Below are 25,367 nucleotides of genomic sequence, written 5' to 3'. Positions count from 1 at the left end.
ATGAGACTGATCTTCATGGGCCCGCCGGGAGCGGGCAAGGGCACCCAGGCCGCGGTCGTCGCGGAGCGCCACGGCATCCCCGCGATCTCCACCGGCGACATCTTCCGCGCGAACGTCGGGCAGGGCACGCCGCTCGGTCTCGAGGCCAAGCGCTACATGGACGCCGGCGAGTACGTGCCCGACGAGGTCACCAACCGCATGGTCGCCGACCGGCTCGACGAGCCCGACGCCGAGAAGGGCTTCCTCCTCGACGGCTACCCGCGCACGGTCGACCAGGTCGCGCAGCTCGACGGCATGCTGCAGGCGCGCGACGCCTCGCTCGACGCCGTCGTCGTGCTCACCGTCGACCAGGACGAGATCGTCCAGCGGCTGCTTCAGCGAGCCGTCACGGAGGGTCGCGCGGACGACACCGAGGACGTCATCCGCCGCCGGCAGGAGGTCTACCTCGAGCAGACCGCGCCGCTGATCGACGTCTACCGCGAGCGCGGCCTGATCCACGAGGTCGACGGTCTCGGCGAGGTCGCCGAGGTCACGGCGCGCATCCTGGCGGCGCTCGACGCCGTCGCGCGCTGACCCGCCTCCCGCACATGGGCTGGCGTGACCGCGGGCTCGAGGTCAAGAGCCCCGAGCAGCTGCTGCTGATGCGCCGCGCCGGTCTGGTCGTCGGTCGCACGCTCGAGACGCTCCGCTCGCACGTGCGGGCGGGCGTCACGACCGGCGAGCTCGACGCGATCGCGGAGGACTCCATCCGGTCCGCCGGCGCGACGCCCTCGTTCCTCGGCTACCACGGGTTCCCGGCGTCCATCTGCGCCTCGGTCAACGCCGAGGTGGTGCACGGCATCCCGGGCGCCCGGGCGCTCGAGGACGGCGACCTCGTGTCGATCGACTGCGGCGCGATCGTGGAGGGCTGGCACGGCGACGCCGCGTTCAGCGTGGTCGTCGGCGATCCCGCCGCGGCGCGACCCGAGGTGCGCACGCTGATCGACGTCACCGAGGACGCCCTGTGGGCGGGGATCGCGGCCGCACGCGTCGGAGGTCGGGTGGGCGACATCTCCCATGCGGTGGAGTCCCACGTCCGGTCGCGGGGCCGCTACGGCATCCTCGAGGACTACACCGGGCACGGCATCGGCACGGCCATGCACCTGGATCCCGACGTCCCCAACGAGGGGCGTCCCGGACGCGGCCCGCGCCTGGTCGCGGGCCTGGCGTTGGCGGTCGAGCCGATGGTCACCCTCGGCTCGGCCCGCTCGGTCACCCTCGACGACGACTGGACCGTCGTCACCGAGGACGGCTCCTGGGGGGCCCACAGCGAGCACACCTTCGTGCTGACCGAGCACGGCGCCTGGGTGCTCACCGCGCTCGACGGGGGCGAGGAGCGGCTCACCGCGCTCGGCGTCCCGTTCGGCCCGCTCGCCGACTGACGCCGGGACGACATCGCGTGCACGAGGAATCCGGGCCGACGGCCCGGCGTTGAGCCTGACGATGACCGACTCCAGCCGCACCCCGACCCTCTCCGTCCTCGACCTGGTGCCCGTCCGCTCGGGCCAGACCACCTCGGACGCCCTCGCCGCCTCGACCGCGCTGGCCCGCACCGCCGACGACCTCGGCTACGCCCGCTACTGGGTGGCCGAGCACCACAACATGCCGGCCGTGGCGTCGACTCATCCGCCGGTGCTGATCGGGCTGCTAGCCGCCGCCACCCGTCGCATCCGGGTCGGCTCGGGCGGCGTGATGCTCCCCAACCACGCCCCGCTGGTCGTGGCCGAGCAGTTCGCGCTGCTCGAGGCGGCCTTCCCGGGTCGCATCGACCTCGGCATCGGCCGGGCCCCCGGCACCGATCCGGTGACGTCGATGGCCCTGCGCCACGGCGCCGGGGGAGTGGCCGACGACGCCGTCGCGCGCTTCCCGCAGTACGTCGAGGAGGTGCAGGCGCTGCTGACCCCCGAGGGCGTCGGCGTGACGGTCCCCGGATCGCCGCGTCCGCAGGCGCTGCGGGCCACGCCGGCCGCCACCGGCGTCCCGCCCGTCTGGCTCCTCGGCTCGTCGGACTACTCGGCCCGGCTCGCCGCCGCCACGGGCACCCCGTACGTGTTCGCCCACCACTTCTCCGGCCAGGGCACCGCCGAGGCGCTTGACCTGTACCGCTCGACGTTCCGGCCCTCCTCGCGGCTGGCCGAGCCGCGCACCCTGGTCACCGTCAACGCCGTCGTGGCCGACACCGACGAGGAGGCGCGCCGTCTGGCCCTCCCGCAGCAGTTGACGATGCTGGCGCTGCGCACCGGGGCCCCGCTCAGCGCCGCGCTGCCGGTCGAGGAGGCCGAGGTGGTCGTGCGGAACAACCTGGACGACCATCGGCGCGGGCTCCTCGACGCGATGGCGTCGCGCTGGATCGTCGGCGGCCCGGAGACGGCGCGGGCGGCGGTCGCCGACCTGGCCGCCCGGTTCGAGGTCGACGAGGTGATGATCAGCCCCGTCGCGGGCGCCCACGCCGACACCGCAGCGGACCGGACGCCGGCCCGCGAGCGCACGCTGGAGCTGCTGGCCGCCTGAGTGCGGTCGCCCTCGATTCGTCAAGCCCCCCGCCGCAGCCCTAGACTGGCGTGTCGGCCCAACGTGGGTCCACCGCAGGGCGCCCCACGGCTGCCCGGCCGCAGCTCGCTCCCGTCCGCGGGAGCGCGTCGCGGATCCGGGTCGGACGCCTGCCTGGACCCCACGAGGTCCACCCGCCCCGGCGGGAGGTTCCCGGGCCACCCGGCGCACGCCGTGCGCCGGTCGCATCACGGCAGACGAACAGATTGTGGAGGACATGCCGAAGAAAGAAGGCGTGATCGAGCTCGAGGGCACCATCACGGAGGCCCTTCCGAATGCCATGTTCCGCGTCGAGCTGAGCAACGGCCACAAGGTGCTCGCCCACATCAGCGGCAAGATGCGCCAGCACTACATCCGGATCCTCCCCGAGGACCGCGTGGTGGTGGAGCTCTCGCCGTACGACCTCACCCGGGGTCGGATCGTCTACCGCTACAAGTAGCCGACACCAGCAGAGAGGGGACCTTCGTGAAGGTCAACCCCAGCGTCAAGCCGATCTGTGACAAGTGCAAGGTGATCCGTCGCCACGGCCGCGTCATGGTCATCTGCGAGAACCCGCGCCACAAGCAGCGTCAGGGCTGATCGCCGGGCCTCCGGGCCCACCACAACAGAACACCTCCTCATCGTGATCGCTGGCCGCCCCCGGGCGGTGAGCACCTCCGGAGCAGAGGCCGGAGCCCGACGTCGTCGGGACGCGACACGACCGACACCTCTGTGAACGACTCGGAGGGCACCGTCCCTCCCGGAAAGGCCACCCACCATGGCACGCCTCGTCGGTGTCGACCTCCCGCGCGACAAGCGCATCGAGATCGCGCTCACCTACATCTACGGCATCGGCCGTACCACCGCCCAGAAGCTGCTCGCCGAGACGGGCGTCAGCCCGGACCTCCGCGTCCACCAGCTGGGCGACGACGAGCTGGTCAAGCTCCGCGACGCCATCGAAGCCTCCTACAAGATCGAGGGTGACCTCCGTCGCGAGGTCCAGGCTGACATCCGTCGCAAGATCGAGATCGGCAGCTACCAGGGACGCCGTCACCGCATGGGCCTCCCGGTCCGCGGACAGCGCACCAAGACCAACGCGCGCACCCGCAAGGGCCCCAAGCGCACGGTCGCCGGCAAGAAGAAGGCCAAGTGACGTCTCGCCGCCCGGCGAGCCACTGACCCTCCGTCCCCGATCTCACTCACAGACCAGCTGATTCAGGAGTTCACTGATGCCTCCCAAGAGCCGCACCGCGGCCGGCGCCAAGAAGGTGCGCCGCAAGGAGAAGAAGAACGTCGCCCAGGGCGAGGCCCACATCAAGAGCACGTTCAACAACACCATCGTCACCATCACCGACCCCACCGGCGCGGTGATCTCGTGGGCCTCCGCCGGCACCGTCGGCTTCAAGGGCTCGCGCAAGTCCACCCCGTTCGCCGCGCAGATGGCCGCCGAGGCCGCGGGTCGTCGGGCGATGGAGCACGGCATGAAGAAGATCGACGTCTTCGTCAAGGGCCCGGGCTCGGGCCGCGAGACCGCGATCCGCTCCCTGGGCGCCATCGGCCTCGAGGTCGGCACCATCCAGGACGTCACGCCCACGCCCCACAACGGCTGCCGCCCGCCCAAGCGCCGCCGCGTCTGACCCGACACCGAGAACAGGAGACTTGAGAGATGGCCCGTTACACCGGCCCCATGACCCGCAAGTCGCGCCGCCTCGGCGTCGACCTGGTGGGCGGCGACGCCGCCTTCGAGAAGCGCCCCTACCCGCCGGGCCAGCACGGCCGCGCGCGGATCAAGGAGAGCGAGTACCGCAACCAGCTGCAGGAGAAGCAGAAGGCCCGCTTCACCTACGGCGTGATGGAGAAGCAGTTCCACCGCTACTACGAGGAGGCCGCGCGCCGCTCGGGCAAGACCGGTGACAACCTGCTGCAGCTGCTCGAGGCCCGCCTCGACAACGTGGTGTACCGCGCCGGCTTCGCCCGCACGCGTCGTCACGCCCGCCAGCTCGTGGTCCACGGCCACTTCCTGGTCAACGGTCGCAAGGTCGACATCCCCTCGTACCAGGTCGCGGCCCACGACATCGTCGACGTGCGCGAGAAGTCGCTGGAGATGACCCCGTTCATCGTGGCTCGCGAGACCCACGGCGAGCGGATCGTCCCGGCGTGGCTGCAGGTCCTGCCGAACCGCATGCGCATCCTGGTGCACCAGCTCCCCGTCCGGGCCCAGATCGACATCCCGGTCCAGGAGCAGCTCATCGTCGAGTACTACTCGAAGAAGTGATCCTGCGGCGTCGCCTCCGGTCCTCGTGGCCGGGGGCGACGCCGATCTGCACAGCCAGCGTCACCTCCCTTTCCACCACCTCGCAGTTCGGGTCCCTCAAATAGCGGTCGGGCCCGGAAAGGACACCACCAGTGCTCATCGCACAGCGCCCCACTCTCACCGAAGAGACCGTCGACACCTACCGGTCGCGCTTCGTCATCGAGCCCCTCGAGCCCGGCTTCGGCTACACCCTGGGCAACTCGCTGCGTCGCACCCTGCTCAGCTCCATCCCGGGCGCCTCGGTCACCAGCATCAAGATCGACTCCGTCCTGCACGAGTTCTCGACGATCGACGGCGTCAAGGAGGACGTCACCGAGATCATCCTGAACCTGAAGGGCCTGGTCGTCTCCTCCGAGAACGACGAGCCGGTCACCATGTACCTGCGCAAGTCCGGCGCCGGCGAGGTCACCGGCGCCGACATCGCGCCCCCGGCCGGCGTCGAGGTGCACAACCCCGAGCTGGTCATCGCGACCCTCTCGGAGAACGGCTCGCTGGAGATGGAGCTGGTCGTCGAGCGGGGCCGCGGCTACGTCTCCGCGGTGCAGAACAAGGGCGCCGACAACGAGATCGGCCGCATCCCGGTCGACTCGATCTACAGCCCCGTCCTCAAGGTCACCTACAAGGTCGAGGCCACCCGCGTCGAGCAGCGCACCGACTTCGACAAGCTGATCATCGACGTCGAGACCAAGCCGTCGATCCAGCCGCGTGACGCGCTCGCGTCGGCCGGCAAGACCCTCGTCGAGCTGTTCGGCCTGGCCCGCGAGCTCAACGTCGAGGCCGAGGGCATCGACATCGGCCCCTCGCCGGTCGACGAGCAGCTCGCCGCCGACCTGGCCCTGCCGGTCGAGGACCTCCAGCTCACCGTCCGGTCCTACAACTGCCTCAAGCGCGAGGGCATCCACACCGTGGGCGAGCTGATCAGCCGCTCCGAGCAGGACCTCCTCGACATCCGCAACTTCGGCGCGAAGTCGATCGACGAGGTCAAGGCCAAGCTCCACGAGATGGGCCTGTCCCTCAAGGACTCCGCCCCCGGCTTCGACCCGCACGCGGCCCTGGCCGCCTACGGCGACGACGACGACGACGCGTTCGTCGAGGACGAGCAGTACTGACGTCTGACGGCGGCCCCCGCGTCCGCGGGGGCCGTCCCCATCCCATCGGCCCGCATCGGGCCGCCTACCCCGGTACCTGACACGGCCGGAGAGGAGAGCACGAGATGCCCACCCCCAAGAAGGGCGCCCGCCTCGGCGGCAGCCCCGCGCACCAGAAGCTGATCCTGCGCAACCTGGCCACCGCCCTGTTCGAGCACGGTCGCATCACCACCACCGAGGCCAAGGCGCGCATGCTGCGTCCCTACGCCGAGAAGCTCATCACCAAGGCCAAGAAGGGCGACCTGCACAACCGTCGCCTCGTCCTGCGCGAGCTCTTCCGCAGCGTCGACCAGGCCCAGCTGGCTGAGCACGGCGTCATCGTCGTCAACGGCTACCCGCAGCACCGCCTCTTCACCGAGATCGCGCCGGCCTTCGCCGACCGTCCCGGCGGCTACACCCGCATCACGAAGATCGGCCCCCGCAAGGGCGACAACGCGCCGATGGCCGTGATCGAGCTGGTCACCGAGGCCTACGAGCCGAAGCCGTCGCGGGCCAAGGCGGCCCCGGCCGCCGCTCCGGCCGCGCCCGTCGAGGAGCCGGCCGCCGAGGCCGACGTCGTCACCGAGGCCGACCCGGAGGAGACCCTCGAGACCGAGGCGCCGGTCGTGGAGGCCGCAGCCGACGCCGAGGCTCCGGCCGAGGACGCCGAGGCCCCCGCCGAGGAGACCAAGCCCGAGGCCTGATCCTCAGCGCAGCACCAGCACGCCGACCGGCGTCGTCCCCTGCGGACGGCGCCGGTCGTCTGCGTCCGGCCTCCGGAGGTCGGGGCGCTGTGGTAGACCCTGCGCATGTCCTACGCCCTGGTGGTCGGTGAGGCCCTCGTCGACGTCGTGCACGCCTCCGACGGCACGGTCCGCGAGCACCCCGGCGGCAGCGCCGCGAACGTCGCCGTGGCGCTGGCCCGGCTCGAGCGGCCGGTGCGCCTCGCCACGGCCTACGCCGACGACGCGTACGGCCGGCTGATCGCCGCGCACCTCGCCGCGGACGGCGTGGCCGCGGGCAGCGACCCGGCCGTCGTCGCGCGCACCTCCTCGGCGACCGCGACGCTCCAGGCCGACGGCTCGGCCCGCTACGCCTTCGACCTCGACTGGCGCCTCGGCGAGGTGCCGCTGGCGCCGGCGCCGGTCGTCGTCCACGCCTGCTCCCTGGGCGCCGTGGTGGCCCCCGGCCGCGACCAGGTGCTCGACGTGCTCGCCCGGGCCCGGAGCCTCTGCCCGGTCGCCTACGACGTGAACGCCCGGCCCGCCGTCACCGGCACCGGCGCGGACACGGTGGCGGCCGTCGAGCGCGTGGTGGCGCTGGCCGACGTGGTGAAGGCGAGCGACGAGGACCTCGAGGCGCTCTGGCCCGCTCTCGGGGTCGACGCCGCAGCGGAGCGGCTGCTGACGCTGGGCCCGCACGCGGTCGTGGTCACGCGCGGGGGCGAGGGCGCCACCTGGTTCCGTGCCGAGGGCCGGGTCGACGTGCGCTCGCGTCCGGTGACGGTGGCCGACACGATCGGGGCCGGCGACACCTTCGGCGCCGCCCTCCTCGACGGGCTGTGGGACGCCGGGCTGCTCGGCGCGCCCTGGGCCACGACGCCGGAGCTGGACGACGCGCGGATCGAGGCGCTGCTGGCCCACGCCGCACGGGCCGCGGCCGTGACCGTCTCGCGTCCCGGAGCCGACCCGCCCCACCGCCGGGAGCTGTGAGGCGCGAGCGTCAGTCCTCGCCGGCGAGGTGGGCGTGGATGAGCGAGACCACCGACGCGCCCTCGCCGGCCGCGGCGGCGACCCGCTTCATCGACCCGGCCCGCACGTCGCCGACCGCGAAGACGCCCGGGACGCTGGTGGCGAGGCTCTCCGGCGGCAGGCCGTCGACCCAGAGGTCGCGGGGCACGTCGCGTCCGGTGAGCACGAAGCCGCGGTCGTCGCGCGCGACCTCGTCCGAGAGCCAGTCGGTGCACGGGTCGGCGCCCAGCAGCAGGAAGAGCCCGTCGGCCGCGACGCGCTCGGTGGTGCCGGCCTCGTGGTCGGCGAGGTCGAGCCAGGCGAGGCGACCCTCCTCGCTGCCGCCGTCGGCGACGACGGTGCGCGGCCGCACGTGGATGATCGGGTTCTGGGCGATCTCGTTGATCAGGTAGCTCGACATGGTGGCCTCGAGGCCCGCGCGGCGGACGACGATCGTCACCGAGCGGGCGAACCGCGCCAGGTGCACGGCCGCCTGGCCGGCGGAGTTGCCGCCGCCCACGACGTAGACGTCGCGGCCCTCCATCTCGCGGGCCGCGGTGAGCGCGGCCCCGTAGTGGACGCCGGCGCCGACGAGGTCCTCGATCGCCGGGACGCCGAGCGCCCGGTACGCCGCCCCGCTGGCGATCACCACGGTGTGGGCGCGCACGTCGCCGCCGTCGGTGCGCAGCCGCAGCGTGCCGTCGGCCTCGCGCTGCAGCGCGGCCACGGGCCAGCCGGTGTTGAACTCGGTGCCGAAGCGCAGCGCCTGGTTGCGCGCCCGCATGGCCAGCCGCATGCCGGAGATGCCGCGGGGGAAGCCGAGGTAGTTGCGGATCATCGAGCTGGTGCCCGCCTGGCCGCCGATCGCCTCCGACTCCAGCACCACGCAGCCGAGCCCCTCGGACGCCGCGTAGACGGCCGCGCCGAGCCCCGCGGGGCCGGCGCCGACCACGCAGACGTCGACGACGCCGTCGACGCGGATCTCGCCGGGCACGCCGTAGATGGAGGTGGCGACGGCGCGCACGGTCGCCCCGGCGATGGCCGCCCGGGTCGCCGACCACACCAGCGGGTAGGGCGCGTCGTCGGGGAAGTGCGCGCGCACGGCGACGCCGGCGTCGGAGTCGGGGTCGTAGACGCGGTGCGGCATGCCCATGCGGTCGAGGTAGTCGCGGATCGCGAGCACCGCGCCGTCGCGGTGCGGGCTGACGATCTTGACCGCCACGACCTCGGGGTCGGGCACCGTGGAGCCCCAGTCGCTCAGCAGGTCGGTGACGGCGTGGTGGAACTCCTCGTCGCGGGTGCCGCGGGGCAGCAGCAGGTAGGCGTCGTACTTGCCGGACGCCATGCCGGGGCGCAGCGCGGACGCGTCGGCGAGGAAGCGGTCCCAGTGCGCGGCGATGACGCGGCGTGCCGTGGGCACCAGCGCCCGCCAGCGTCCGATCGCCTCGAGCACGTGCGCGTCGGGCAGCGTCGAGGTCGTGACGAACAGCGCCACGTGGACGCCCTCGGCCCGCAGCGCCCGGGTGACCTCGCAGGCCTCCACGCAGTCGCGCGCGGTGTGGACCGCGTACTCCGCGGCGTAGCGTCCGAACGCGGCCACCAGCTCGTCGAGGTGATCGCCGGAGACGAGGACGAGCGCGGGCGGTCGGGACGCGCTGACGGGGGTGGGGGCCTCGGTCACCTCGCCACCGTACGGGAGGATGGTGCGGTGCGGCTCCGGATCGACCTCGCCTACGACGGCTCCGACTTCCGTGGCTGGGCCTCCCAGCCCGGCCTGCGCACCGTGCAGGGCACCCTCGAGGCGGCGCTGGCCACGGCGCTGCGGCTCGACGCCGCGCCGGCCACCGTGTGCGCGGGCCGCACCGACGCCGGGGTGCACGCCCGGGGCCAGGTGGTGCACGTCGACCTCGAGGCCGCGACCTGGGCCGACTGCGAGGCCGACGGCGGCGCCGAGCGGCTGCTGCGCCGGCTCAACGGCATCCTCCCCGACGACGTCGTGCTGCGCGGGCTGCGCGTCGCCCCGGACGGCTTCGACGCCAGGTTCGGGGCGCTCTGGCGGCGCTACGCGTACCGGGTCGCCGACCGGCCCGAGGCCCTCGACCCGCTGCGGCGCGGGCACGTGCTCGCCTGGCCGCGTCCGCTCGACGTCGCCGCGATGGAGGAGGCCTCCGCGCTGCTGGTCGGCCGGCACGACTTCGCCGCGTTCTGCAAGCGTCGCGAGGGGGCCACCACGATCCGCACCCTGGAGGTGCTGACCTGGGAGCGCGAGCCGTCCGGGGTGCTCGTCGGGCACGTGCGGGCCGACGCGTTCTGCCACTCGATGGTGCGCTCGCTGGTCGGCTGCCTGCTCGCGATCGGCGAGGGTCGGCGTCCGGTCGCCTGGGCGGGGGAGATGCTCACGGTCGGCGAGCGGTCGTCGTCCATCGGCGTCGTGCACGCCCACGGGCTGACGCTGGAGGAGGTCGCCTACCCCGACGACGCGGAGCTGGCCGACCGGGCGACGCGCACCCGGGCCCGCCGCAGCGCCGAGGAGGTCGTCCGATGAGCGACGAGCACTACTTCACCGCCGACCCGTCGGTGCCGTTCCAGCGCGCGCCGCTGACCGCCTCGGTCTGGGGTCGCGACCTCGCGCTGGTGAGCGGCTCCGGCGTCTTCGCGCAGGGCCGCCTCGACGTCGGCACCGCGGTGCTCTTCCGGGAGACCGAGCCGCCGCGGGCCGACCGCGTGCTCGACCTCGGGTGCGGCTACGGCGTCATCGGCCTGGCGATCGCCGCCAGCGACCCCGCCGCGCACGTCACCTGCGTCGACGTCAACGAGCGCGCCCTCGCGCTGACCCGCGAGAACGCCGAGCGGCTCGGCCTGGCCGAGCGGGTCACCGCGGCGCTGCCCGACGAGGTGCCCGACGGCGAGTTCGACGAGATCTGGTCGAACCCGCCGATCCGCATCGGCAAGGAGGCGCTGCACGCGCTGCTGCTGCGCTGGCTGCCGCGGCTGACGCCCGAGGGGCGTGCGGTGCTCGTGGTCGGCAAGAACCTGGGCGCGGACTCGCTGCAGCGCTGGCTGGGGGAGCAGGGCCTGCCGGCCGCGCGGATCGCCAGCGCCAAGGGCTTCCGCGTGCTCGAGGTGCGCAGGGGCTGACCGCGTCGACCTCGCGACGAGGACGGGCCCGACCACCGTGCGGTGATCGGGCCCGTCGGACGGAGCGGGGAGTCGGCTCAGACCGGCTCGAGGGTGCCGTGCTCGGCCACCGTGCCCGCCAGCGTGCGCAGGTGGAAGGTGGCGTCGCCGAGCAGCTGCTCGAGAGCCTGCAGGTGCGCGGTGTAGGAGCCGATCGAGTACTCCGCGGTGACGCCGATGCCGCCGTGCAGCTGGATGGCCTCCTGACCGATGTGCCGGCTCGCGCGCGCCACCTGGAGGCCCGCCCGGGCCGCCGCGGCGTGCACGGCCTGCGGGTCGCCCTCGGCGAGCACCATCGTCGCCCACAGCACCAGCGAGGTGGTGAGCTCGAGGGAGACGTACATGTCGGACGCGCGGAAGGTCAGCGCCTGGAAGGTGTTGAGCGTGACGCCGAACTGCTTGCGGCTGGTGAGGTAGCCCGTGGTGGTGCGCAGGGCGGTCTCGAGGGCGCCGACGGCCTGGTTGCCGGCGATGATCCGGGCGATGTCGTGCACCGTCGCGATGCTGCCCTCGACGTCGGCGCCGGGCTCCCCCAGCGGCGTCGCGGGCGCCGACGCGAGCGCGACCTTGGCGGCGCGGGTGCCGTCGAACGCGGCGTAGCCGGTGCGCTCCACGCCGTCCGCGGACGGGTCGACGAGGAACAGGCCGGTGCCGCCGCCGGGCAGGGCCGCGCTGACGACCAGCTGGTCGGCGCGGGCGCCGTGCGGCACGGGCTCCTTGATGCCGGTGAGCGTCCAGGAGTCGCCGTCCTGCGTGGCGGTGACCTCGCAGGCGGCGTTCGCGCGGCCGGAGCCGGGCTCGGCGTGGGCGAGCACGACCAAGCGCTCGCCGGAGGACAGCGCGCCGAGGACGTCCGCGCGCTGCTCGGCGGTGCCGACGGCCGAGACCAGGCCGCCGGCCAGGACGATGCTGGCCAGGAACGGCTCGGGGGCGATCACGCGGCCGAGCTCCTGGGCCACGATCGCGACCTCGACCGGTCCGGCGCCGGAGCCGCCGTCGGCCTCGGCGAAGGGCAGGCCGAGGATGCCCATCTCGGCGAGCTGGCGCCAGAGGTCCTCGGAGTAGCCGGGCTCGGCCAGCACGGTCTGCCGGCGGTGCTCGAAGTCGGAGTAGGCCTTGCCGACCAGGCCGCGCACGGCCTCGCGCAGCGCGTCCTGCTCGTCGTCGTAGGTGAAGTCCATGGTCGTCTCCTGGGTCTTCTGCGTCGTCGGCGGGTCAGAGCCCGAGGATGGTCTTGGCGATGATCTGGCGCTGCACCTCGTTGGAGCCGCCGTAGATCGACGCCTTGCGCAGGTTGAGGTAGGTGGGCGTCGCCAGGTGGGTCCACTCGGGCAGGGCGCTGTCGTCGCCGGCGCCCGAGGCCAGGCCCGCGGGGCCGGCCATGTCCATCGTCAGCTCGGAGACCGCCTGCTGGAGCTCGGTGCCCTTGAGCTTGAGCACCGAGGACGCCGGGTGCGGGGCGCCGTCGGTGGAGTCGGCCACGACGCGCAGCGCGGTGAGCTCGAGGGCCAGCAGCTCGTTCTCGAGCTCGGCGAAGCGCGCGGCGACCAGCGGGTCGTCGAGCTGCCGTCCGGCGAGCTCCTTGGCCCGCGCGAGGTTGCGCTTGGTCGCGCCGACGGGGGCCACGCCGACGCGCTCGTTGCCGAGCAGGAACTTCGCCTGGGTCCAGCCGCTGTTGAGCTCGCCGACGAGGTTCTCCGCGGGCACGCGCACGTCGGTGAACCAGACCTCGTTGACCTCGTGGCCGCCGTCGATCAGCTGGATCGGGCGGACCTCCAGGCCCGGGGTGGTCATGTCGATGAGCAGCATCGAGATGCCGGCCTGCTTCTTCACGTCCGGGTCGGTGCGCACGAGCGTGAACAGCCAGTCGCCGTACTGGCCGAGCGTCGTCCAGGTCTTCTGGCCGTTGACGACGAAGTGGTCGCCGTCGCGCACCGCCGTGGTGCGCAGCGAGGCGAGGTCGGAGCCGGCGTCGGGCTCGGAGAAGCCCTGGCTCCACCAGATGTCGAGGTTCGCGGTAGCGGGGAGGAAGCGCTCCTTCAGCTCCTGGGAGCCGAAGTGGGCGATCACCGGGCCGATCATCGTGGCGTTGAACGCCAGCGGCACCGGGACGCACGCGGCCTGGAGCTCCTCGTGCCAGATGTGGCGCTGCAGCTCGGTCCAGTCCTTGCCGCCCCACTCGACCGGCCAGTGGGGCACCGCCAGGCCCGCGGAGTTGAGCACGCGCATGCTCTCGACGATCTGGTCGCGGGTGAGCTCGCGGCCGGCGCGCACGTCGTCGCGGATCTCCTGGGGGACCTTGGTGGTGAAGAAGTCGCGCAGCTCGTCGCGGAGCTCGCGGTCCTCGTCGGACAACTGCAGGCGCATGCGTCCTCCTGGGGGACGGTCGGGTGGGCCGGGTCGGTCGGGGCTCGGCGGGAGCGCGGAGTGACGGCTCCCACCTCTGATCTCACCACGGCGCACCAAGGACTGACAGGAGCGTCTGTCAGATGGTCGGGCCGGGGCCGGCGTCAGCGCGCGGCGCGGCGGCCGCCCGGGGGCCGTGGCTCGTCCGGACGGTCGTCGCGCGGGGCGTCCGGACGGCCCGGCGGGGCTGTGAGCGAGCGCCACAGCCGGGTGCCGAGGAGCAGCACGAGGAAGAGGCAGGCCACCGCCCCGACGGTGGCCAGCGCGAGCAGGAGCCAGGCGAGCGCGGCGTCCTCGGTGCCGCGGCGGGCGCGGTCGCCGAGGTCGATGGCGAGGAAGACCAGGTAGCCCCAGGCGACGAGCAGCACCGTGACGCCGGCGGAGAGGCCGAGCTGGGGGAGGCGTGCCGCGAGCGGCGCGCGAGGGCGCGACCGGCGGGGCGCCGCCCGTCGTCCACCACCGCTCATGGGCCCATTGTGGGCCCTCGCGGAAGGTCCCGTGACCGGGACGCGCGGGCCTGCGCCACGCCGATCGGGTGGTCGCCCGAGGTCGTCCTCGCGCCGCGGCGACGGTCCTGACCTGCGGGTTCGCGGCGACGTGAGCCCGGTCACGATCCGATGGCCCGACGGTGTTGCGCCGAGGGCGACCCGCGGCTACGGTTGCCACAACATCTAGTAGTTACAAGCATGTAGTTATCCACATCTAGTTCACATCCGGATGCGGGATGACCCACAGACGACTGCTGGTTATTCACAGGCGAGGGGCCCATGGCCCACAGGCGAGGTCCGGAGGAGGGGTCCCGTGCACTGTCCGTACTGCCGTGGCACCGACACCCGCGTCGTCGACTCGCGCGTGGCCGAGGACGGCGGCTCGATCCGGCGTCGTCGCACCTGCTCGTCCTGCGCGAAGCGGTTCACCACCGTCGAGCTGATGCAGCTCACGATCGTGAAGCGCTCGGGCGCCACGGAGCCGTTCGTCCGCGAGAAGGCCGTCGCCGGCGTCCGCAAGGCCTGCAAGGGCCGACCGGTCACCGAGGACCAGCTCGCGCGCCTGGGCCAGGAGGTCGAGGACGCCCTCCGGCTCAGCGGCGCCGCGGAGGTCGCGGCCCACGAGGTCGGGCTGGCCATCCTCAAGCCGCTGCGCGAGCTCGACGAGGTCGCCTACCTCCGGTTCGCCAGCGTCTACCGGGCCTTCGGGTCCGCCGCCGACTTCGAGGACGAGATCGCCGCGATGCGCGCCGAGCGCGTCTCCGACGCCTCGTCCGTCCCCGCCTCAGCCGCCACCGGCTGACACCGACCGCCCGGCAGGCCGTGGGGAAGCGGCCTGCCGGGCGCACCACTCCCGCTTCCCTGGGCGCGCCGGTGCGCCCGGCCCCGTCGGGACACCGGAGCGGGCCGCCCGATCAGGAATGTCGGCGGCGTCCGGCAGCATCCGGATCCCACCCCGCAGCACGCAGCACCACCGAGCACGACACCCCGCACGACCCCCGCACGACCCCAGAGCACCACCGACCACCCGGGACCAAGGAGAGCAGCGCATGACCGAGACGGTGAACGGCGGGCAGCCCAGCGCGAGCGAGCGCGCCGGCGGCCTGACCCTGAAGCGGGTCTTCAGCACCGAGGGCGTCCACCCCTACGACGAGATCACCTGGGAGCGGCGCGACGTCGTCCAGACCAACTGGAAGACCGGCGAGACCGTCTTCGAGCAGCGCGGCGTGGAGTACCCCGACTTCTGGTCGGTCAACGCCTCCACGATCGTCACCACCAAGTACTTCCGCGGCGCGGTCGGCACCGACGCCCGCGAGTGGAGCCTGCGCCAGATCATCGACCGGGTCGTGAAGACCTACACGAAGGCCGGCCGCGAGCACGGCTACTTCGCCACCGAGGCCGACGTCGAGATCTTCGAGCACGAGCTCACCTGGCTGCTGGTGCACCAGTACTTCTCGTTCAACTCCCCGGTCTGGTTCAACGTGGGCACGCCCAGCCCGCAGCAGGTCTCGGCCTGCTTCATCCTCTCCGTCGACGACTCGATGGACTCGATCCTGAACTGGTACAAGGAGGAGGGCTTCATCTTCAAGGGCGGCTCCGGCGCCGGCCTGAACCTCTCGCGCATCCGCTCCTCCAAGGAGCTCCTCTCCTCCGGTGGCACCGCCTCGGGCCCGGTCTCGTTCATGCGGGGCGCCGACGCCTCCGCCGGCACCATCAAGTCGGGCGGCGCCACGCGTCGCGCGGCGAAGATGGTCGTCCTCGACGTCGACCACCCCGACATCGAGGAGTTCGTGATGACCAAGGCGCGCGAGGAGGACAAGATCCGCGCGCTGCGCGACGCCGGGTTCGACATGGACCTCGGCGGCGCCGACATCACCTCGGTGCAGTACCAGAACGCCAACAACTCCGTGCGCGTCAGCGACGAGTTCATGCGCGCCGTCGAGGAGGGCACCGACTTCGGCCTGCGCGCCCGCAAGACCGGCGAGGTCATCGAGCGCGTCGACGCCCGCGACCTGTTCCGCAAGATCGCCACCGCTGCGTGGGAGTGCGCCGACCCGGGTCTGCAGTACGACGACACGATCAACGACTGGCACACCAACCCCGAGACCGGGCGCATCACCGCGTCCAACCCGTGCTCGGAGTACATGTCGCTCGACAACTCCTCGTGCAACCTGGCGTCGCTGAACCTGCTGAAGTTCCTCAAGGACGACGACACGTTCGACGCCGAGCTGTTCAGCAAGGCGGTCGAGTTCATCATCACCGCGATGGACATCTCGATCTGCTTCGCCGACTTCCCGACCGAGCCGATCGGCCAGACCACCCGCGACTACCGCCAGCTCGGCATCGGCTACGCCAACCTCGGCGCGCTGCTGATGGCGATGGGCCTGGGCTACGACTCCGAGGGCGGCCGCACCATGGCCGCGACCATCACCTCGCTGATGACCGGCACCTCGTACCGTCGCTCCGCCGAGCTCGCGGCGATCGTCGGCCCCTACGCCGGCTACGCCCGCAACGCCGACGCCCACCAGCGCGTCATGCGCAAGCACCAGGTGGCCAACGACGCGGTGCGTCCCATCTCGATCGCCGACGCCCAGACCCACAAGCTGGCCACGGCCGAGTGGGCCAAGGTCGTCGAGCTGGGCAAGGCCAACGGCTTCCGCAACGCGCAGGCCTCGGTGCTCGCGCCCACCGGCACCATCGGCTTCATGATGGACTGCGACACCACCGGCATCGAGCCGGACTTCTCGCTGGTCAAGTTCAAGAAGCTGGTCGGCGGCGGCTCGATGCAGATCGTCAACCAGACGATCCCGCGGGCGCTGAAGAAGCTCGGCTACCAGCCGGAGCAGGTCGAGGCGATCGTGTCCTACATCGCCGAGAACGGCCACGTCGTCGACGCCCCCGGCCTGCGCCGGGAGCACTACGAGGTCTTCGACACCGCCATGGGCCAGCGCGCGCTCAAGCCGATGGGCCACGTGCGGATGATGGCGGCCTGCCAGCCGTTCCTCTCCGGCGCGATCTCCAAGACCGTCAACCTGCCGGAGACGGCCACGGTCGAGGAGATCGAGGAGGTCTACCTCCAGTCGTGGAAGCTCGGCCTCAAGGCCACCGCGATCTACCGCGACAACTGCAAGGTCGGCCAGCCGCTGTCGGACGGCAAGGCGGAGAAGAAGGACGACGAGGTCGCCGTCGAGGCGGCCGCGGAGCCGACCGTCGTCGAGAAGGTCGTCTACGCGCCCACCCGCAAGCGCCTGCCGAAGTCGCGCGCCTCGCGCACGACGTCGTTCACCGTCGGCGGTGCCGAGGGCTACCTGACCTCAGGCGCCCACGACGACGGCACCCTCGGCGAGATCTTCCTGAAGCTCGGCAAGCAGGGCTCGACCCTGGCCGGCGTCATGGACGCGTTCTCGATCGCGGTGTCGATCGGCCTGCAGTACGGCGTCCCGCTGGAGACCTACGTCTCGAAGTTCACCAACCTGCGCTTCGAGCCGGCCGGTCTCACCGACGACCCCGACGTCCGGATGTCGCAGTCGCTGATGGACTACGTGTTCCGTCGCCTCGCGCTCGACTACCTGCCCTTCGCGGAGCGTCAGGCCCTGGGCATCTTCTCGGCCGACGAGCGTCAGCGCTACCTCGACACCGGCTCCTACGAGCCGGCCGGAGAGACCGGCTCGGCCGCCGAGCTGATCGAGTCCGCCTCGGTCCAGCCGGAGCCCGCCCCGGCTCCGCGGGTCGAGGTGCTCGAAGTCCCGCAGGCCGACGCCGGCGAGGCCCACACCTCCGCCGAGCTGCTCGAGCAGATCACCGGCACCGCGGTCGACAGCCCGCTGTGCTTCACCTGCGGCACCAAGATGCGTCCCGCCGGCTCGTGCCACGTGTGCGAGGGCTGCGGCAGCACCTCCGGCTGCAGCTGATCCTCGGCTGAGCCACGACCGGGCCGGTCTCCCCTCGGGGAGGCCGGCCCGGTCCCGTTCCGGTCCCCGACGCGGTGCGTCGAGCCGCCTGTGGAGGAGCGCGGCGCGGAGGGGCCCGCCCGGCCCAGGCTGGACCGCATGAACGAGACCCAGACCCCCGATGACCTTCCCGTGGTGCGCACCGCCGCCGACCTCGAGCGCCTCTGGCGCCGCCTGATGGAGCCGCTCGGCTTCGCCGCGCCGCAGGTGTGGCTGCTGGTTCTCGAGAGGGGTCAGTGCCGTCACGCCACCAAGCTCGAGGATCTCCCGGCCGACCCGACGCCGGCCGACCTGGCGATCATGGCCGACGTCCTGGCCGATCTCGCCGATCTCGGCGACGGTCGCGACGTCGCCTTCCTCTACGCCCGGCCCGGCGGAGGCCGTCGGGACGGCGACCTGGCCTGGGCGCGCACGCTCGCGCGCGCGTCCGCCTGGCCGGTGCACCTGGCCCACGACACCGCGCTGTGGGTCGCGGCTCCCGACGACCTGGGCGCGATCGCCTGACCGTGTGCATCGCCCGGGTGGTTCGATCGGGGCATGACCCCGCATGACGTGATCGAGGCCGACTACCTGGTCGTGGGCGCGGGCGCGTCGGCGATGGCGTTCGTCGACACGCTGGTCGACCACCGCGGGGCCACCGTGGTGCTCGTCGATCGACAGGACGCGCCGGGCGGGCACTGGCTGCAGGCGTACCCGTTCGTCCAGCTGCACCAGGCGGCGTGCTTCTACGGCGTCGCCTCCGAGGTGCTCGGCGGCGGGGAGCTCCAGACCGAGGGTCCGGAGGCGGGGCTGCAGGTGCGCTCGACCGCCGCCGACATCACCGACTACTACGCCCGGGTGCTGCGCCGGCTCGAGGGCACCGGCCGGGTGCGGTTCCTCGGCGGGCACGAGGTGATCGGCGGCGCCGCGGGAGAGGGGGGCGACCTCCGGGTGCGGCGGCTCGAGGACGACGCCGAGCTGCGCGTGGCGCCCGGCGCGCGGGTCGTCGACGCGCGGTACGTCGCGCCGCGGATCCCGAGCCAGGTGCCGCCGCCGTTTGAGGTGGGGGCGGGCGCGCGCCTGGTGGCCGTCAACGACCTCCCCGACGCCGGGCCGGCCCGGCGTCACGTGGTGGTCGGATCCGGCAAGACCGCCACGGACGCCTGCGTGTGGCTGCTGCGGCACGGCGTCGACCCCGACGCGATCACCTGGGTGCGGCCGCGCGAGCCGTGGATGCTCGACCGCGCCCGCATCCAGCCTGTGCCGGAGGTCTACCAGGGCATGTTCGCCGAGATCGTCGAGGGCGCGGCGTCGGCGGCGACCCTCGACGACCTGCTGCGGCACCTCGAGGACGCCGGCGTCATGCTGCGCCTCGACCCGACCCGTCGGCCCACCATGGCCAAGGCGCCGACGCTCGGCCGCTGGGAGCTGGAGCTGCTGCGCAGCATCACCGACGTCGTCCGGCTCGGCCACGTGCGGCGGGTCGAGGACGGCCGGCTGCTCTGCGACGACGGCACGGTCGAGATCGGTCCGGACGCGCTGGTCGTCCACTGCGCCGCCGACGGGCTGCGCAACCCGCCCCTGCTGCCGGTGTGGTCACCCGAGCGGATCACCCTCCAGCCGGTGCGCGCCGGGTTCCCGTGCTTCGGCGCGGCGCTGGTCGGCTACGTCGAGGCCACCCGCGACGACGACGCGACGAGGAACGCGCTGTGCCACCCCGTCCCGTTCGGCGACCGGCTCGAGGACTGGGCCGACATGAACGCGCGCGGCCTGCGCTCGGCGGCGGCCTGGGGCGCCGAGACGGACATCCGCGCGTGGGCGTCGGGCGTCGCGATCAACCCCGGACGCGTGCCCGAAGCGGACCGCACCCCGGCGCTCGAGGACGCTCTGACACGGATCGCGCGTCACCGCGACGTCGCCGTCGAGCGGCTCGCGGGCTGGGCGTCGGTCTAGTCCGGCCGGCCCGGCGACCCGCCGTCGACCTAGGTCGTGGGCGCCACGACGCGGAGGATGCACGCACGCCGACCGCGCGGCCGCCTAGAGTGGCGCGAGCCTCCCCGCGGCCCCCTCCCGCTCCCACGAGGAACCCCATGACCTCCCCTCCGCGCATGCCCCGCGTGGTCTTCCTCGGCCACAGCGCCGCCCTCTCGGGCGCCGAGCTCTACCTGGCCGGCATGCTCGCGCGCACCGAGGCGATCGACCCGCTGGTCGTGCTCACCGAGGACGGGCCGCTGGTGCGCAGACTGGAGTCCACGGGCGTCGAGATCGACGTCGTCCGCCTCGACGAGGACGCGGCCGGCGTGGGCGGGCACGCGTCCCTCGCGCGGCTCGCGCGGTCGGTGGGCGGGCTCGCGCCGACGGTCGCCCGGCTGCGCGCGCGACTGCAGGCCGCGCAGGCCGACGTCGTCTACACCAACAGCGCGAAGGCGCACGTGCTCGGGCTGCCGGTGGCCCGCAGCCTCGGCCTGCCCGCCGTCATGCACGTGCACGAGCGGCTCGACGCCGCCACCTACTCCGCCGCCAACCGGACGCTGCTGCGCACGGCGTCGCTGACGGCCACGCGGCTGATCGCCAACTCCGCCTGGACCCGCGACGGCCTGCCGTCTCGGGCCCGCGGACGCGCCGTCGCCCTGCCGTGCCCGACCGACGTGCCGCCCGTCGCCCCCGCGCTCCCGGCGACCCGGCCCGGCGAGCTCTCGCTGGCCCTCGTCGGCCGGCTCACGGCGTGGAAGGGCCAGGACGTGGCGCTGCGGGCGCTCGCGGCGCTGCGTCGCACGCGGCCCGACCTGTGTCTGAGCCTGCACCTGTACGGCGCGAGCCTGTTCGAGTCCGACGCCGACCACGTCGAGCGCCTGCACGGCCTGATCGCCGCCGAGGGCCTGGCCGAGCGGGTGCACCTGCACGGGCACGTCGACGACGTCGTCGCCCGCCTCGCGCAGCACGACGCCGTGCTGCACACCAGCGTCCGGCCCGAGCCGTTCGGGCAGGTGATCGTGGAGGCGATGGCGCAGGGACGCCCGGTCGTCGTCACCGACGCCGGGGGAGCCGCCGAGATCGTCACCGACGGACGCGACGGGCTGCGCGTCCCGCCCGGCGACGTCGGCATGCTCGCGGCGACGATCGTCCGGCTCGCCGACGACCCGGCCCTGCGGACGCGGCTCGGGGCCGCGGCCCACGAGCGGGCCACCGACTTCTCCTACGCGGAGGTGCTGCCGCGCTGGGAGGCGGTGCTGCTGGAGGCGGCGGGCGGAACCGGTCCGAGGACGGCCAGCAGCGCGAGCCGCTCGTAGGCCTCCGAGCCCGGCGGGGCGGTGTAGACCAGCAGCCGCTGGGACTGCTCGGGATCGAGGAGGGTCTGGCACTGCAGCTCCAGCGTCCCGACCTCGGGATGCACGAAGCGCTTGGTGTCGTGCGGCCGGACGCCGACCTCGTGACGCTCCCACAGCGACCGGAACTCGGCGCTGCGCGTCAGCAGCAGCTCGGCCAGCCGGGCCGCCTCGGATCCCGGGCCGCGGCGCGCGGCCACCTCCCGCAGTCCCGACGCGTAGAGCCGCGAGAGGTGCTCGTGGTCGTCGGGGTGGTGCGGCAGGCGGGACGCCGGGTTGGTGAACCATCGGAAGCCGAGGCTGCGCTCGGGCCCGGCGTGCCGCGTGCGATCGCCCACCAGCGTGACGCTCAGCGGCGTCTGGCGCAGGGTGACGCCGAGCTCGGTGGTGATCTCGGCCGGGGTGTCGACCAGGCGGTCGAGGATGCGCTGGAGCCCCGGGCCGACGTGACGGCTCTCGGCGCCCCGCGGCGGCGGGCGGTGGCCGGCCAGCCGGAAGAGGTGGTCGCGCTCGTCGAGCGACAGGTGCAGGCCCTGGGCGATCGCGGAGATCATCTGCTCGGAGGGCTGCGGGCCGCGCTCCTGCTCGAGGCGCGTGTAGTAGTCGGTCGACATGTGGCACAGCGCCGCGATCTCCTCGCGGCGCAGACCCGTCGTGCGCCGCCGCTGCCCGCGGGGCAGGCCGACGTCCTCGGGCTGCAGGGCCTCGCGGCGCAGTCGCAGGAACTGCGCCAGGCCGGCTCGGTCGGTCACGCTGGGCTCCTCCGGATCGCGGACGGATCAGACCCGGGGCATCGTCGCACGCGGGAACCGCGCCGCGACGACCTCGATCGACCACTCCCACACTCGGCGAGCCTCCGCGACGTCGCGCAACGGGCGGTAGAGGCGCTGCGGCGCCGGGGCGCCGCCGAGCCGGCCGAGGCCGCGGGGGCCGTAGAGCTGGACGTCGGAGGTGTCCGGCGCGGTCGCGGCCGCCAGGGCCGGCAGCGCGGCCGACTCGGCCGTGCCCAGCAGCAGGCCGAGCGACGACAGCGCCCCGATGACCCGCCGCGCTCCGAGGGCCTCGTCGCGGCCGTAGCCCGGCTGCGCCGCCAGGAGGTTCGTCGGCGCCACCCCGGGATGGGCGAGGACGCTGGTGACCCCCCAGCCCTCCGCGGCGCTGCGGCGGGCGAGCTCGAGGCCGAAGAGGCCCTGCGCGATCTTCGACTGCCGGTAGGCCGCGGTGGCGTCGTAGCGCTCGGCCCACTGCAGGTCGTCCCAGTGGACGCCGCCCGACGCCGCGGCCACGCTGATCTGGGAGACGATCCGGGCCCGACCGGCGCTCAGCACCGGCATCAGCCCGGCGATCAGCGCGACGTGGCCGAGGTGGTTCACGCCCAGCTGCAGCTCGAAGCCGTCGGCGGTGACCCGTCGCTGCGGCGGCGTCATCAGCCCCGCGTTGTCGATCAGGGCGTGCACGGGCCGGCCGTCCGCGACCATCCGCGCGGCGAACGCCGTCACCGACGCGAGGCTGGCGAGGTCGAGGCGCTCGGCCCCCACCCGGGCGTCGGGGCGCAGGCCGCGCAGCGCGGTGACGACGCCGGCGCCCTTGGCCTCGTCCCGCACCGGGAGGACGACGTCGGCTCCGGCCGCGACGAGCCGCTCGGCGATGCGTCGGCCGATGCCGTCGCTGCCGCCGGTGAGGACGACGCGCCGTCCGGCGAGGCGGGAGAGGTCGGGGTCGATGGTGTGGCGCATGGTGGCTCCTCGGGATCGGCGTCCCCGGTGCTTCGGCTCCGGGGTGCTCCCAGCCTCGCCGCCGCGTCGCGAGCGTGGGAGGGTCTGTCGATCCCCCTCAGGCGCCGTGCTCGTCGCCTCGAACCGCCGCCGAACCGCCGTCGAGCCGCGCTGCGGTCTGGCAGAGTGCGAGACCCCTATGGACAAGGAGACGTCATGAGCCAGACCACCCTCGGCGGCGGCGAGAAGGTCACCCGCACCGGCCTGCTGGTCTTCGCCGTCGCGCTGCTCCTGCTCGCCGCGGTGCTCATCTGGGGCGCCTCCCAGGCCGGCCCGGACGGCTCGGACGGCGTGGACGGCTCCGGGGGCGGGCTGGCGACGGTCGTCGGGCTCGCGGGCCTGCTCGTCGGTGGCGTCGGCTCGATCGCGCTCACGATTTGGGCGGTGTGGGTCGGCGCGCTGCTCGCGCTGCGCGAGCACACGGAGGAGCGGAGCCGCTGAGCCCGACGGCGGCCGGCGGAACCGATCCGGCGGCCTGGCGCGTCAGGTGGGTGTGAGAGCAGACCGGGCGGCGCTCGACGCCGACTTCGCCGCGTACGTCACCGCGCGCTGGCCCCGCCTCGTGCGGGCCGCCGTGCTGATGGGCTGCCGCGGGGCGGAGGCCGAGGACGTCGTCCAGTCGGCGCTGGAGCGGTGCCTGCCGCGGTGGTCGCGGATCTGCGAGGCCGACGACCGCGACGCGTACGTGCACCGCGTGCTGGTGACGACGCTGGCCGGCTCGCGGCGGCGGCGCTGGTGGGGCGAGCGTCCCACCGAGCACCTGCCCGAGACGGCGGTCGACGACGGCGCCGACCGCCTCGACGACGCCGACGCGGTCAGTCGGGCCCTGGCCGGGCTCGGCGCGGACCAGCGGCAGGTCGTCGTCCTGCGGTACTACGCGCACCTGAGCGAGCAGCAGACCGCGCAGGCGCTCGGCGTGCCGCCCGGCACGGTGAAGAGCCGGCTCTCACGCGCCCTCCGGGTCCTGGCCCAGGATCCCGGCCTCATCGAGCTGCGGGAGACGCTGTGACCCACGAGCCCACCGGATCCACCGGGCCCACCGAGCCCACCGAGGCCACCGGATCGTTCGACGGCGACCGGCTGACGGGAGCCCTCGACGTGCTGGCCGAGCGGATCGCCGTCGGCCCGCCGCCGCTGGACGCGGTGCGTCGCGGCGCCGCCCGGCGTCGGCGCGTGCGCACCGGGACGGTCGCCGTCGCCGGGCTCGCCGCCGCGTCGGTGCTCGGAGCCGTCGTGCTGACCGCCACCGGACGTCCGGCGCCCGCGCCGGTCGCCACCGACCCGGCGGCGAGCGGCTCGCCCTCGCCTGCCGCGAGCGACGCCCCGGCTCCGCCGCCGGGCACGCGGTGGGTGGGATCGGGGCACGTCGCGATCGCGGTGCCGGAGGACTTCCCGGTGAACGCGCTCCCGTGTCCGGGCGTTGCCGTCGACACAGCGATCGTCGATCCGCCCACGGTGGCCAGGGCGTGCGAGGCCGAGTCGGTCGACCCGACTACCCAGGTCGACGTCTTCACGAGAGATCGCCATCCCCTCGGAGACGTGGTCGACCCGGGCACGGCACGCCGCATCGCCGACCTCGCCCCGGGCGTCGAGGCCGAGCGCTTCGACGCCGTGGCGTCGGTCGACGATCGCGGCCGGACGCGATGCGAGGCCACGACGCGGACGGGCGGCGTCGACTTCACGGTGGTCTCCGACGAGGCCGACGCCTGCGCCCGCGTCGACGCCCTGCTCGACACCGTCACCTACCTGCCGGGCCTGGTCGGGGTGCCGGGACCCGGAGCGGTGCTCGACCGCCGGCCCGAGGAGGCGGAGGCGGCCGCCTACCGTCGTGTCCTCGGCGAGGCCGGCCTCAGCGCCGACCGCATGGTCGTCTGCTACTGCTCCAGCCCGGCCTACACGACCGATCCGGCGCCCGGCTCGATGGTGCCCGAGGGGTCGGACGTGACGCTCGTCGCGAGGGGCATCTGGGTCGAGTAGCGTGATCACGCCCGATCCGAGTCCCCGCAGGAGCCCGCCATGGCCTACGTCGTCGACTTCCAGGATGTCTCCACCGTCGGCCTGGAGAGCTCGCCGGTCGCCGACGCGCTCGCCGGCCTGCGGGCCCACGAGGCCCGCTACTTCTCGACCAAGTACGACCACGTGTTCACCACGCATCCGGCGGGGGAGGGGCGCGGTGCGGAGATCGCCGCGTACGTGGCGCGGGTGCTGCGCGAGGAGCGCGACCTCGTGATCGCCTCGCCGGTGCTCGAGGCGGCCGAGTGCGAGGTCGACGGCATCCGCTGGAGTCACGTGTTCCACGAGTCCGGACTGGCGGTCAACGTGCTCTACACGCTCGCCGAGGGCGGCAAGCGGGCCGTCGGGTTCAAGCTCGCGCAGGGCATGGAGGTGCCCGAGGAGCTGGTTGACCGGTTCAGGTTCGCGCGGCAGCGCTCGAAGCTGGCCGGCGAGATCCGCGGCACCTTCTTCGTGATCAAGGGCGAGCACCAGCCGTAGTGCTCGATCGCGGGACGACTGTCGGCGCCCGCCC

General features: G+C 73.6%; 28 protein-coding genes. 22 read left to right on the top strand and 6 right to left on the bottom strand.

Annotation, left to right across the window (positions count from 1 at the left end; genetic code table 11):
• From K8Z61_RS08340 to K8Z61_RS08290, 11 genes are all read left to right on the top strand, one after another.
• Entirely contained in the window at positions 1-573 is a 573-nt protein-coding gene (locus K8Z61_RS08340; RefSeq protein WP_224128354.1) for an adenylate kinase, read from the top strand.
• A gap of 14 nt (positions 574-587) precedes the next feature.
• Entirely contained in the window at positions 588-1,421 is an 834-nt protein-coding gene (gene map / locus K8Z61_RS08335) for a type I methionyl aminopeptidase (protein ID WP_224128352.1), read from the top strand.
• Between the two features lie 61 nt (positions 1,422-1,482).
• Positions 1,483-2,550, top strand: coding sequence for an LLM class flavin-dependent oxidoreductase (locus K8Z61_RS08330; protein ID WP_224128350.1), 1,068 nt, complete (start codon positions 1,483-1,485; stop codon positions 2,548-2,550).
• Between the two features lie 256 nt (positions 2,551-2,806).
• Complete coding sequence (gene infA, locus K8Z61_RS08325; protein ID WP_026145687.1) at positions 2,807-3,028, top strand: translation initiation factor IF-1; 222 nt, start codon at positions 2,807-2,809, stop codon at positions 3,026-3,028.
• 26 nt (positions 3,029-3,054) lie between these two features.
• A complete protein-coding gene (rpmJ, locus tag K8Z61_RS08320) occupies positions 3,055-3,168 on the top strand; it encodes a 50S ribosomal protein L36 (protein WP_004008316.1) in 114 nt (37 codons plus the stop codon).
• Between the two features lie 178 nt (positions 3,169-3,346).
• Positions 3,347-3,721 (top strand): 30S ribosomal protein S13, encoded by a 375-nt coding sequence (gene rpsM, locus K8Z61_RS08315; RefSeq protein WP_224128348.1) that lies wholly within the window; start codon positions 3,347-3,349, stop codon positions 3,719-3,721.
• 76 nt (positions 3,722-3,797) lie between these two features.
• The gene (gene rpsK, locus K8Z61_RS08310; protein ID WP_090849777.1) at positions 3,798-4,205 is read left to right on the top strand and encodes a 30S ribosomal protein S11; all 408 of its coding nucleotides are present in this window, start codon (positions 3,798-3,800) and stop codon (positions 4,203-4,205) included.
• 29 nt (positions 4,206-4,234) lie between these two features.
• A complete protein-coding gene (gene rpsD, locus K8Z61_RS08305; RefSeq protein ID WP_224128346.1) occupies positions 4,235-4,843 on the top strand; it encodes a 30S ribosomal protein S4 in 609 nt (202 codons plus the stop codon).
• A 131-nt stretch (positions 4,844-4,974) separates the two neighbouring features.
• Positions 4,975-5,991: a DNA-directed RNA polymerase subunit alpha gene (locus K8Z61_RS08300; RefSeq protein WP_224128344.1), complete on the top strand. Its 1,017-nt coding sequence runs from the start codon at positions 4,975-4,977 to the stop codon at positions 5,989-5,991.
• A 104-nt stretch (positions 5,992-6,095) separates the two neighbouring features.
• Positions 6,096-6,713 (top strand): 50S ribosomal protein L17, encoded by a 618-nt coding sequence (rplQ, locus tag K8Z61_RS08295; protein WP_224128342.1) that lies wholly within the window; start codon positions 6,096-6,098, stop codon positions 6,711-6,713.
• A gap of 105 nt (positions 6,714-6,818) precedes the next feature.
• Complete coding sequence (locus K8Z61_RS08290) at positions 6,819-7,721, top strand: PfkB family carbohydrate kinase (RefSeq protein ID WP_224128340.1); 903 nt, start codon at positions 6,819-6,821, stop codon at positions 7,719-7,721.
• A 10-nt stretch (positions 7,722-7,731) separates the two neighbouring features.
• Here K8Z61_RS08290 and K8Z61_RS08285 read toward each other — a convergent pair whose 3' ends face one another.
• Positions 7,732-9,420, bottom strand: a complete 1,689-nt coding sequence (locus K8Z61_RS08285; RefSeq protein WP_224128338.1) for an FAD-dependent oxidoreductase — start codon at positions 9,418-9,420, stop codon at positions 7,732-7,734.
• Positions 9,421-9,447: 27 nt separating this feature from the next.
• Between K8Z61_RS08285 and truA the strand changes: the two genes are divergently transcribed.
• The gene (gene truA, locus K8Z61_RS08280; protein WP_224128336.1) at positions 9,448-10,284 is read left to right on the top strand and encodes a tRNA pseudouridine(38-40) synthase TruA; all 837 of its coding nucleotides are present in this window, start codon (positions 9,448-9,450) and stop codon (positions 10,282-10,284) included.
• On the top strand, positions 10,281-10,877 hold the full coding sequence (locus tag K8Z61_RS08275; protein ID WP_224128334.1) for a class I SAM-dependent methyltransferase: 597 nt from the start codon (positions 10,281-10,283) through the stop codon (positions 10,875-10,877). The genes truA and K8Z61_RS08275 overlap by 4 nt, the downstream gene beginning before the upstream one ends.
• A 77-nt stretch (positions 10,878-10,954) precedes the next feature.
• Here K8Z61_RS08275 and K8Z61_RS08270 read toward each other — a convergent pair whose 3' ends face one another.
• From K8Z61_RS08270 to K8Z61_RS08260, 3 genes are all read right to left on the bottom strand, one after another.
• Complete coding sequence (locus K8Z61_RS08270; RefSeq protein ID WP_224128332.1) at positions 10,955-12,097, bottom strand: acyl-CoA dehydrogenase family protein; 1,143 nt, start codon at positions 12,095-12,097, stop codon at positions 10,955-10,957.
• Between the two features lie 34 nt (positions 12,098-12,131).
• On the bottom strand, positions 12,132-13,283 hold the full coding sequence (locus K8Z61_RS08265; RefSeq protein WP_224128331.1) for an acyl-CoA dehydrogenase family protein: 1,152 nt from the start codon (positions 13,281-13,283) through the stop codon (positions 12,132-12,134).
• Positions 13,284-13,426: 143 nt separating this feature from the next.
• Positions 13,427-13,789 carry a hypothetical protein gene (locus K8Z61_RS08260; RefSeq protein ID WP_224128329.1) on the bottom strand — a complete coding sequence of 121 codons (363 nt, stop codon included), beginning with the start codon at positions 13,787-13,789 and terminating at the stop codon, positions 13,427-13,429.
• A gap of 334 nt (positions 13,790-14,123) precedes the next feature.
• Here K8Z61_RS08260 and nrdR point away from each other — a divergent pair, with 334 nt between their 5' ends.
• The 5 genes from nrdR to K8Z61_RS08235 all read left to right on the top strand — a co-directional run bounded on the left by nrdR (position 14,124) and on the right by K8Z61_RS08235 (position 21,029).
• Positions 14,124-14,612, top strand: coding sequence for a transcriptional regulator NrdR (nrdR, locus tag K8Z61_RS08255; RefSeq protein ID WP_224128327.1), 489 nt, complete (start codon positions 14,124-14,126; stop codon positions 14,610-14,612).
• 247 nt (positions 14,613-14,859) lie between these two features.
• A complete protein-coding gene (locus K8Z61_RS08250; RefSeq protein WP_224128325.1) occupies positions 14,860-17,721 on the top strand; it encodes a vitamin B12-dependent ribonucleotide reductase in 2,862 nt (953 codons plus the stop codon).
• Between the two features lie 138 nt (positions 17,722-17,859).
• On the top strand, positions 17,860-18,264 hold the full coding sequence (locus K8Z61_RS08245; protein WP_224128323.1) for a hypothetical protein: 405 nt from the start codon (positions 17,860-17,862) through the stop codon (positions 18,262-18,264).
• A 33-nt stretch (positions 18,265-18,297) separates the two neighbouring features.
• Positions 18,298-19,692 carry an NAD(P)-binding protein gene (locus K8Z61_RS08240; protein ID WP_224128321.1) on the top strand — a complete coding sequence of 465 codons (1,395 nt, stop codon included), beginning with the start codon at positions 18,298-18,300 and terminating at the stop codon, positions 19,690-19,692.
• A 137-nt stretch (positions 19,693-19,829) separates the two neighbouring features.
• Positions 19,830-21,029: a glycosyltransferase family 4 protein gene (locus K8Z61_RS08235; RefSeq protein ID WP_224128319.1), complete on the top strand. Its 1,200-nt coding sequence runs from the start codon at positions 19,830-19,832 to the stop codon at positions 21,027-21,029.
• Here the strand turns inward: K8Z61_RS08235 and K8Z61_RS08230 are convergent.
• Together K8Z61_RS08230 and K8Z61_RS08225 are read right to left on the bottom strand one after the other, a co-directional pair.
• Entirely contained in the window at positions 20,936-21,817 is an 882-nt protein-coding gene (locus K8Z61_RS08230) for a helix-turn-helix transcriptional regulator (protein WP_224128317.1), read from the bottom strand. The genes K8Z61_RS08235 and K8Z61_RS08230 overlap by 94 nt on opposite strands.
• A 27-nt stretch (positions 21,818-21,844) precedes the next feature.
• Positions 21,845-22,801 carry an SDR family oxidoreductase gene (locus tag K8Z61_RS08225; protein WP_224128315.1) on the bottom strand — a complete coding sequence of 319 codons (957 nt, stop codon included), beginning with the start codon at positions 22,799-22,801 and terminating at the stop codon, positions 21,845-21,847.
• Between the two features lie 195 nt (positions 22,802-22,996).
• Between K8Z61_RS08225 and K8Z61_RS08220 the strand changes: the two genes are divergently transcribed.
• Genes K8Z61_RS08220 through K8Z61_RS08205 form a run of 4 tightly spaced genes read left to right on the top strand, consistent with a single transcriptional unit; the run spans position 22,997 to position 25,333 of the window.
• The gene (locus K8Z61_RS08220) at positions 22,997-23,281 is read left to right on the top strand and encodes a hypothetical protein (RefSeq protein ID WP_224128313.1); all 285 of its coding nucleotides are present in this window, start codon (positions 22,997-22,999) and stop codon (positions 23,279-23,281) included.
• 46 nt (positions 23,282-23,327) lie between these two features.
• Positions 23,328-23,849, top strand: coding sequence for a SigE family RNA polymerase sigma factor (locus K8Z61_RS08215; protein WP_224128311.1), 522 nt, complete (start codon positions 23,328-23,330; stop codon positions 23,847-23,849).
• Positions 23,846-24,817 carry a hypothetical protein gene (locus K8Z61_RS08210; protein ID WP_224128309.1) on the top strand — a complete coding sequence of 324 codons (972 nt, stop codon included), beginning with the start codon at positions 23,846-23,848 and terminating at the stop codon, positions 24,815-24,817. Before K8Z61_RS08215 ends, K8Z61_RS08210 begins: the two co-directional genes overlap by 4 nt.
• 39 nt (positions 24,818-24,856) lie before the next feature.
• Entirely contained in the window at positions 24,857-25,333 is a 477-nt protein-coding gene (locus tag K8Z61_RS08205) for a phage tail protein (protein ID WP_224128307.1), read from the top strand.
• Positions 25,334-25,367: the final 34 nt, after the last annotated feature.

Origin of the sequence: Nocardioides sp. TRM66260-LWL (assembly GCF_020075545.1) — a bacterium.
Classification (GTDB): Bacteria; Actinomycetota; Actinomycetes; order Propionibacteriales; family Nocardioidaceae; genus Nocardioides.
Note: the sequence above shows the minus strand (reverse complement) of the source record. Positions and strands in the feature narration are given on the sequence as shown.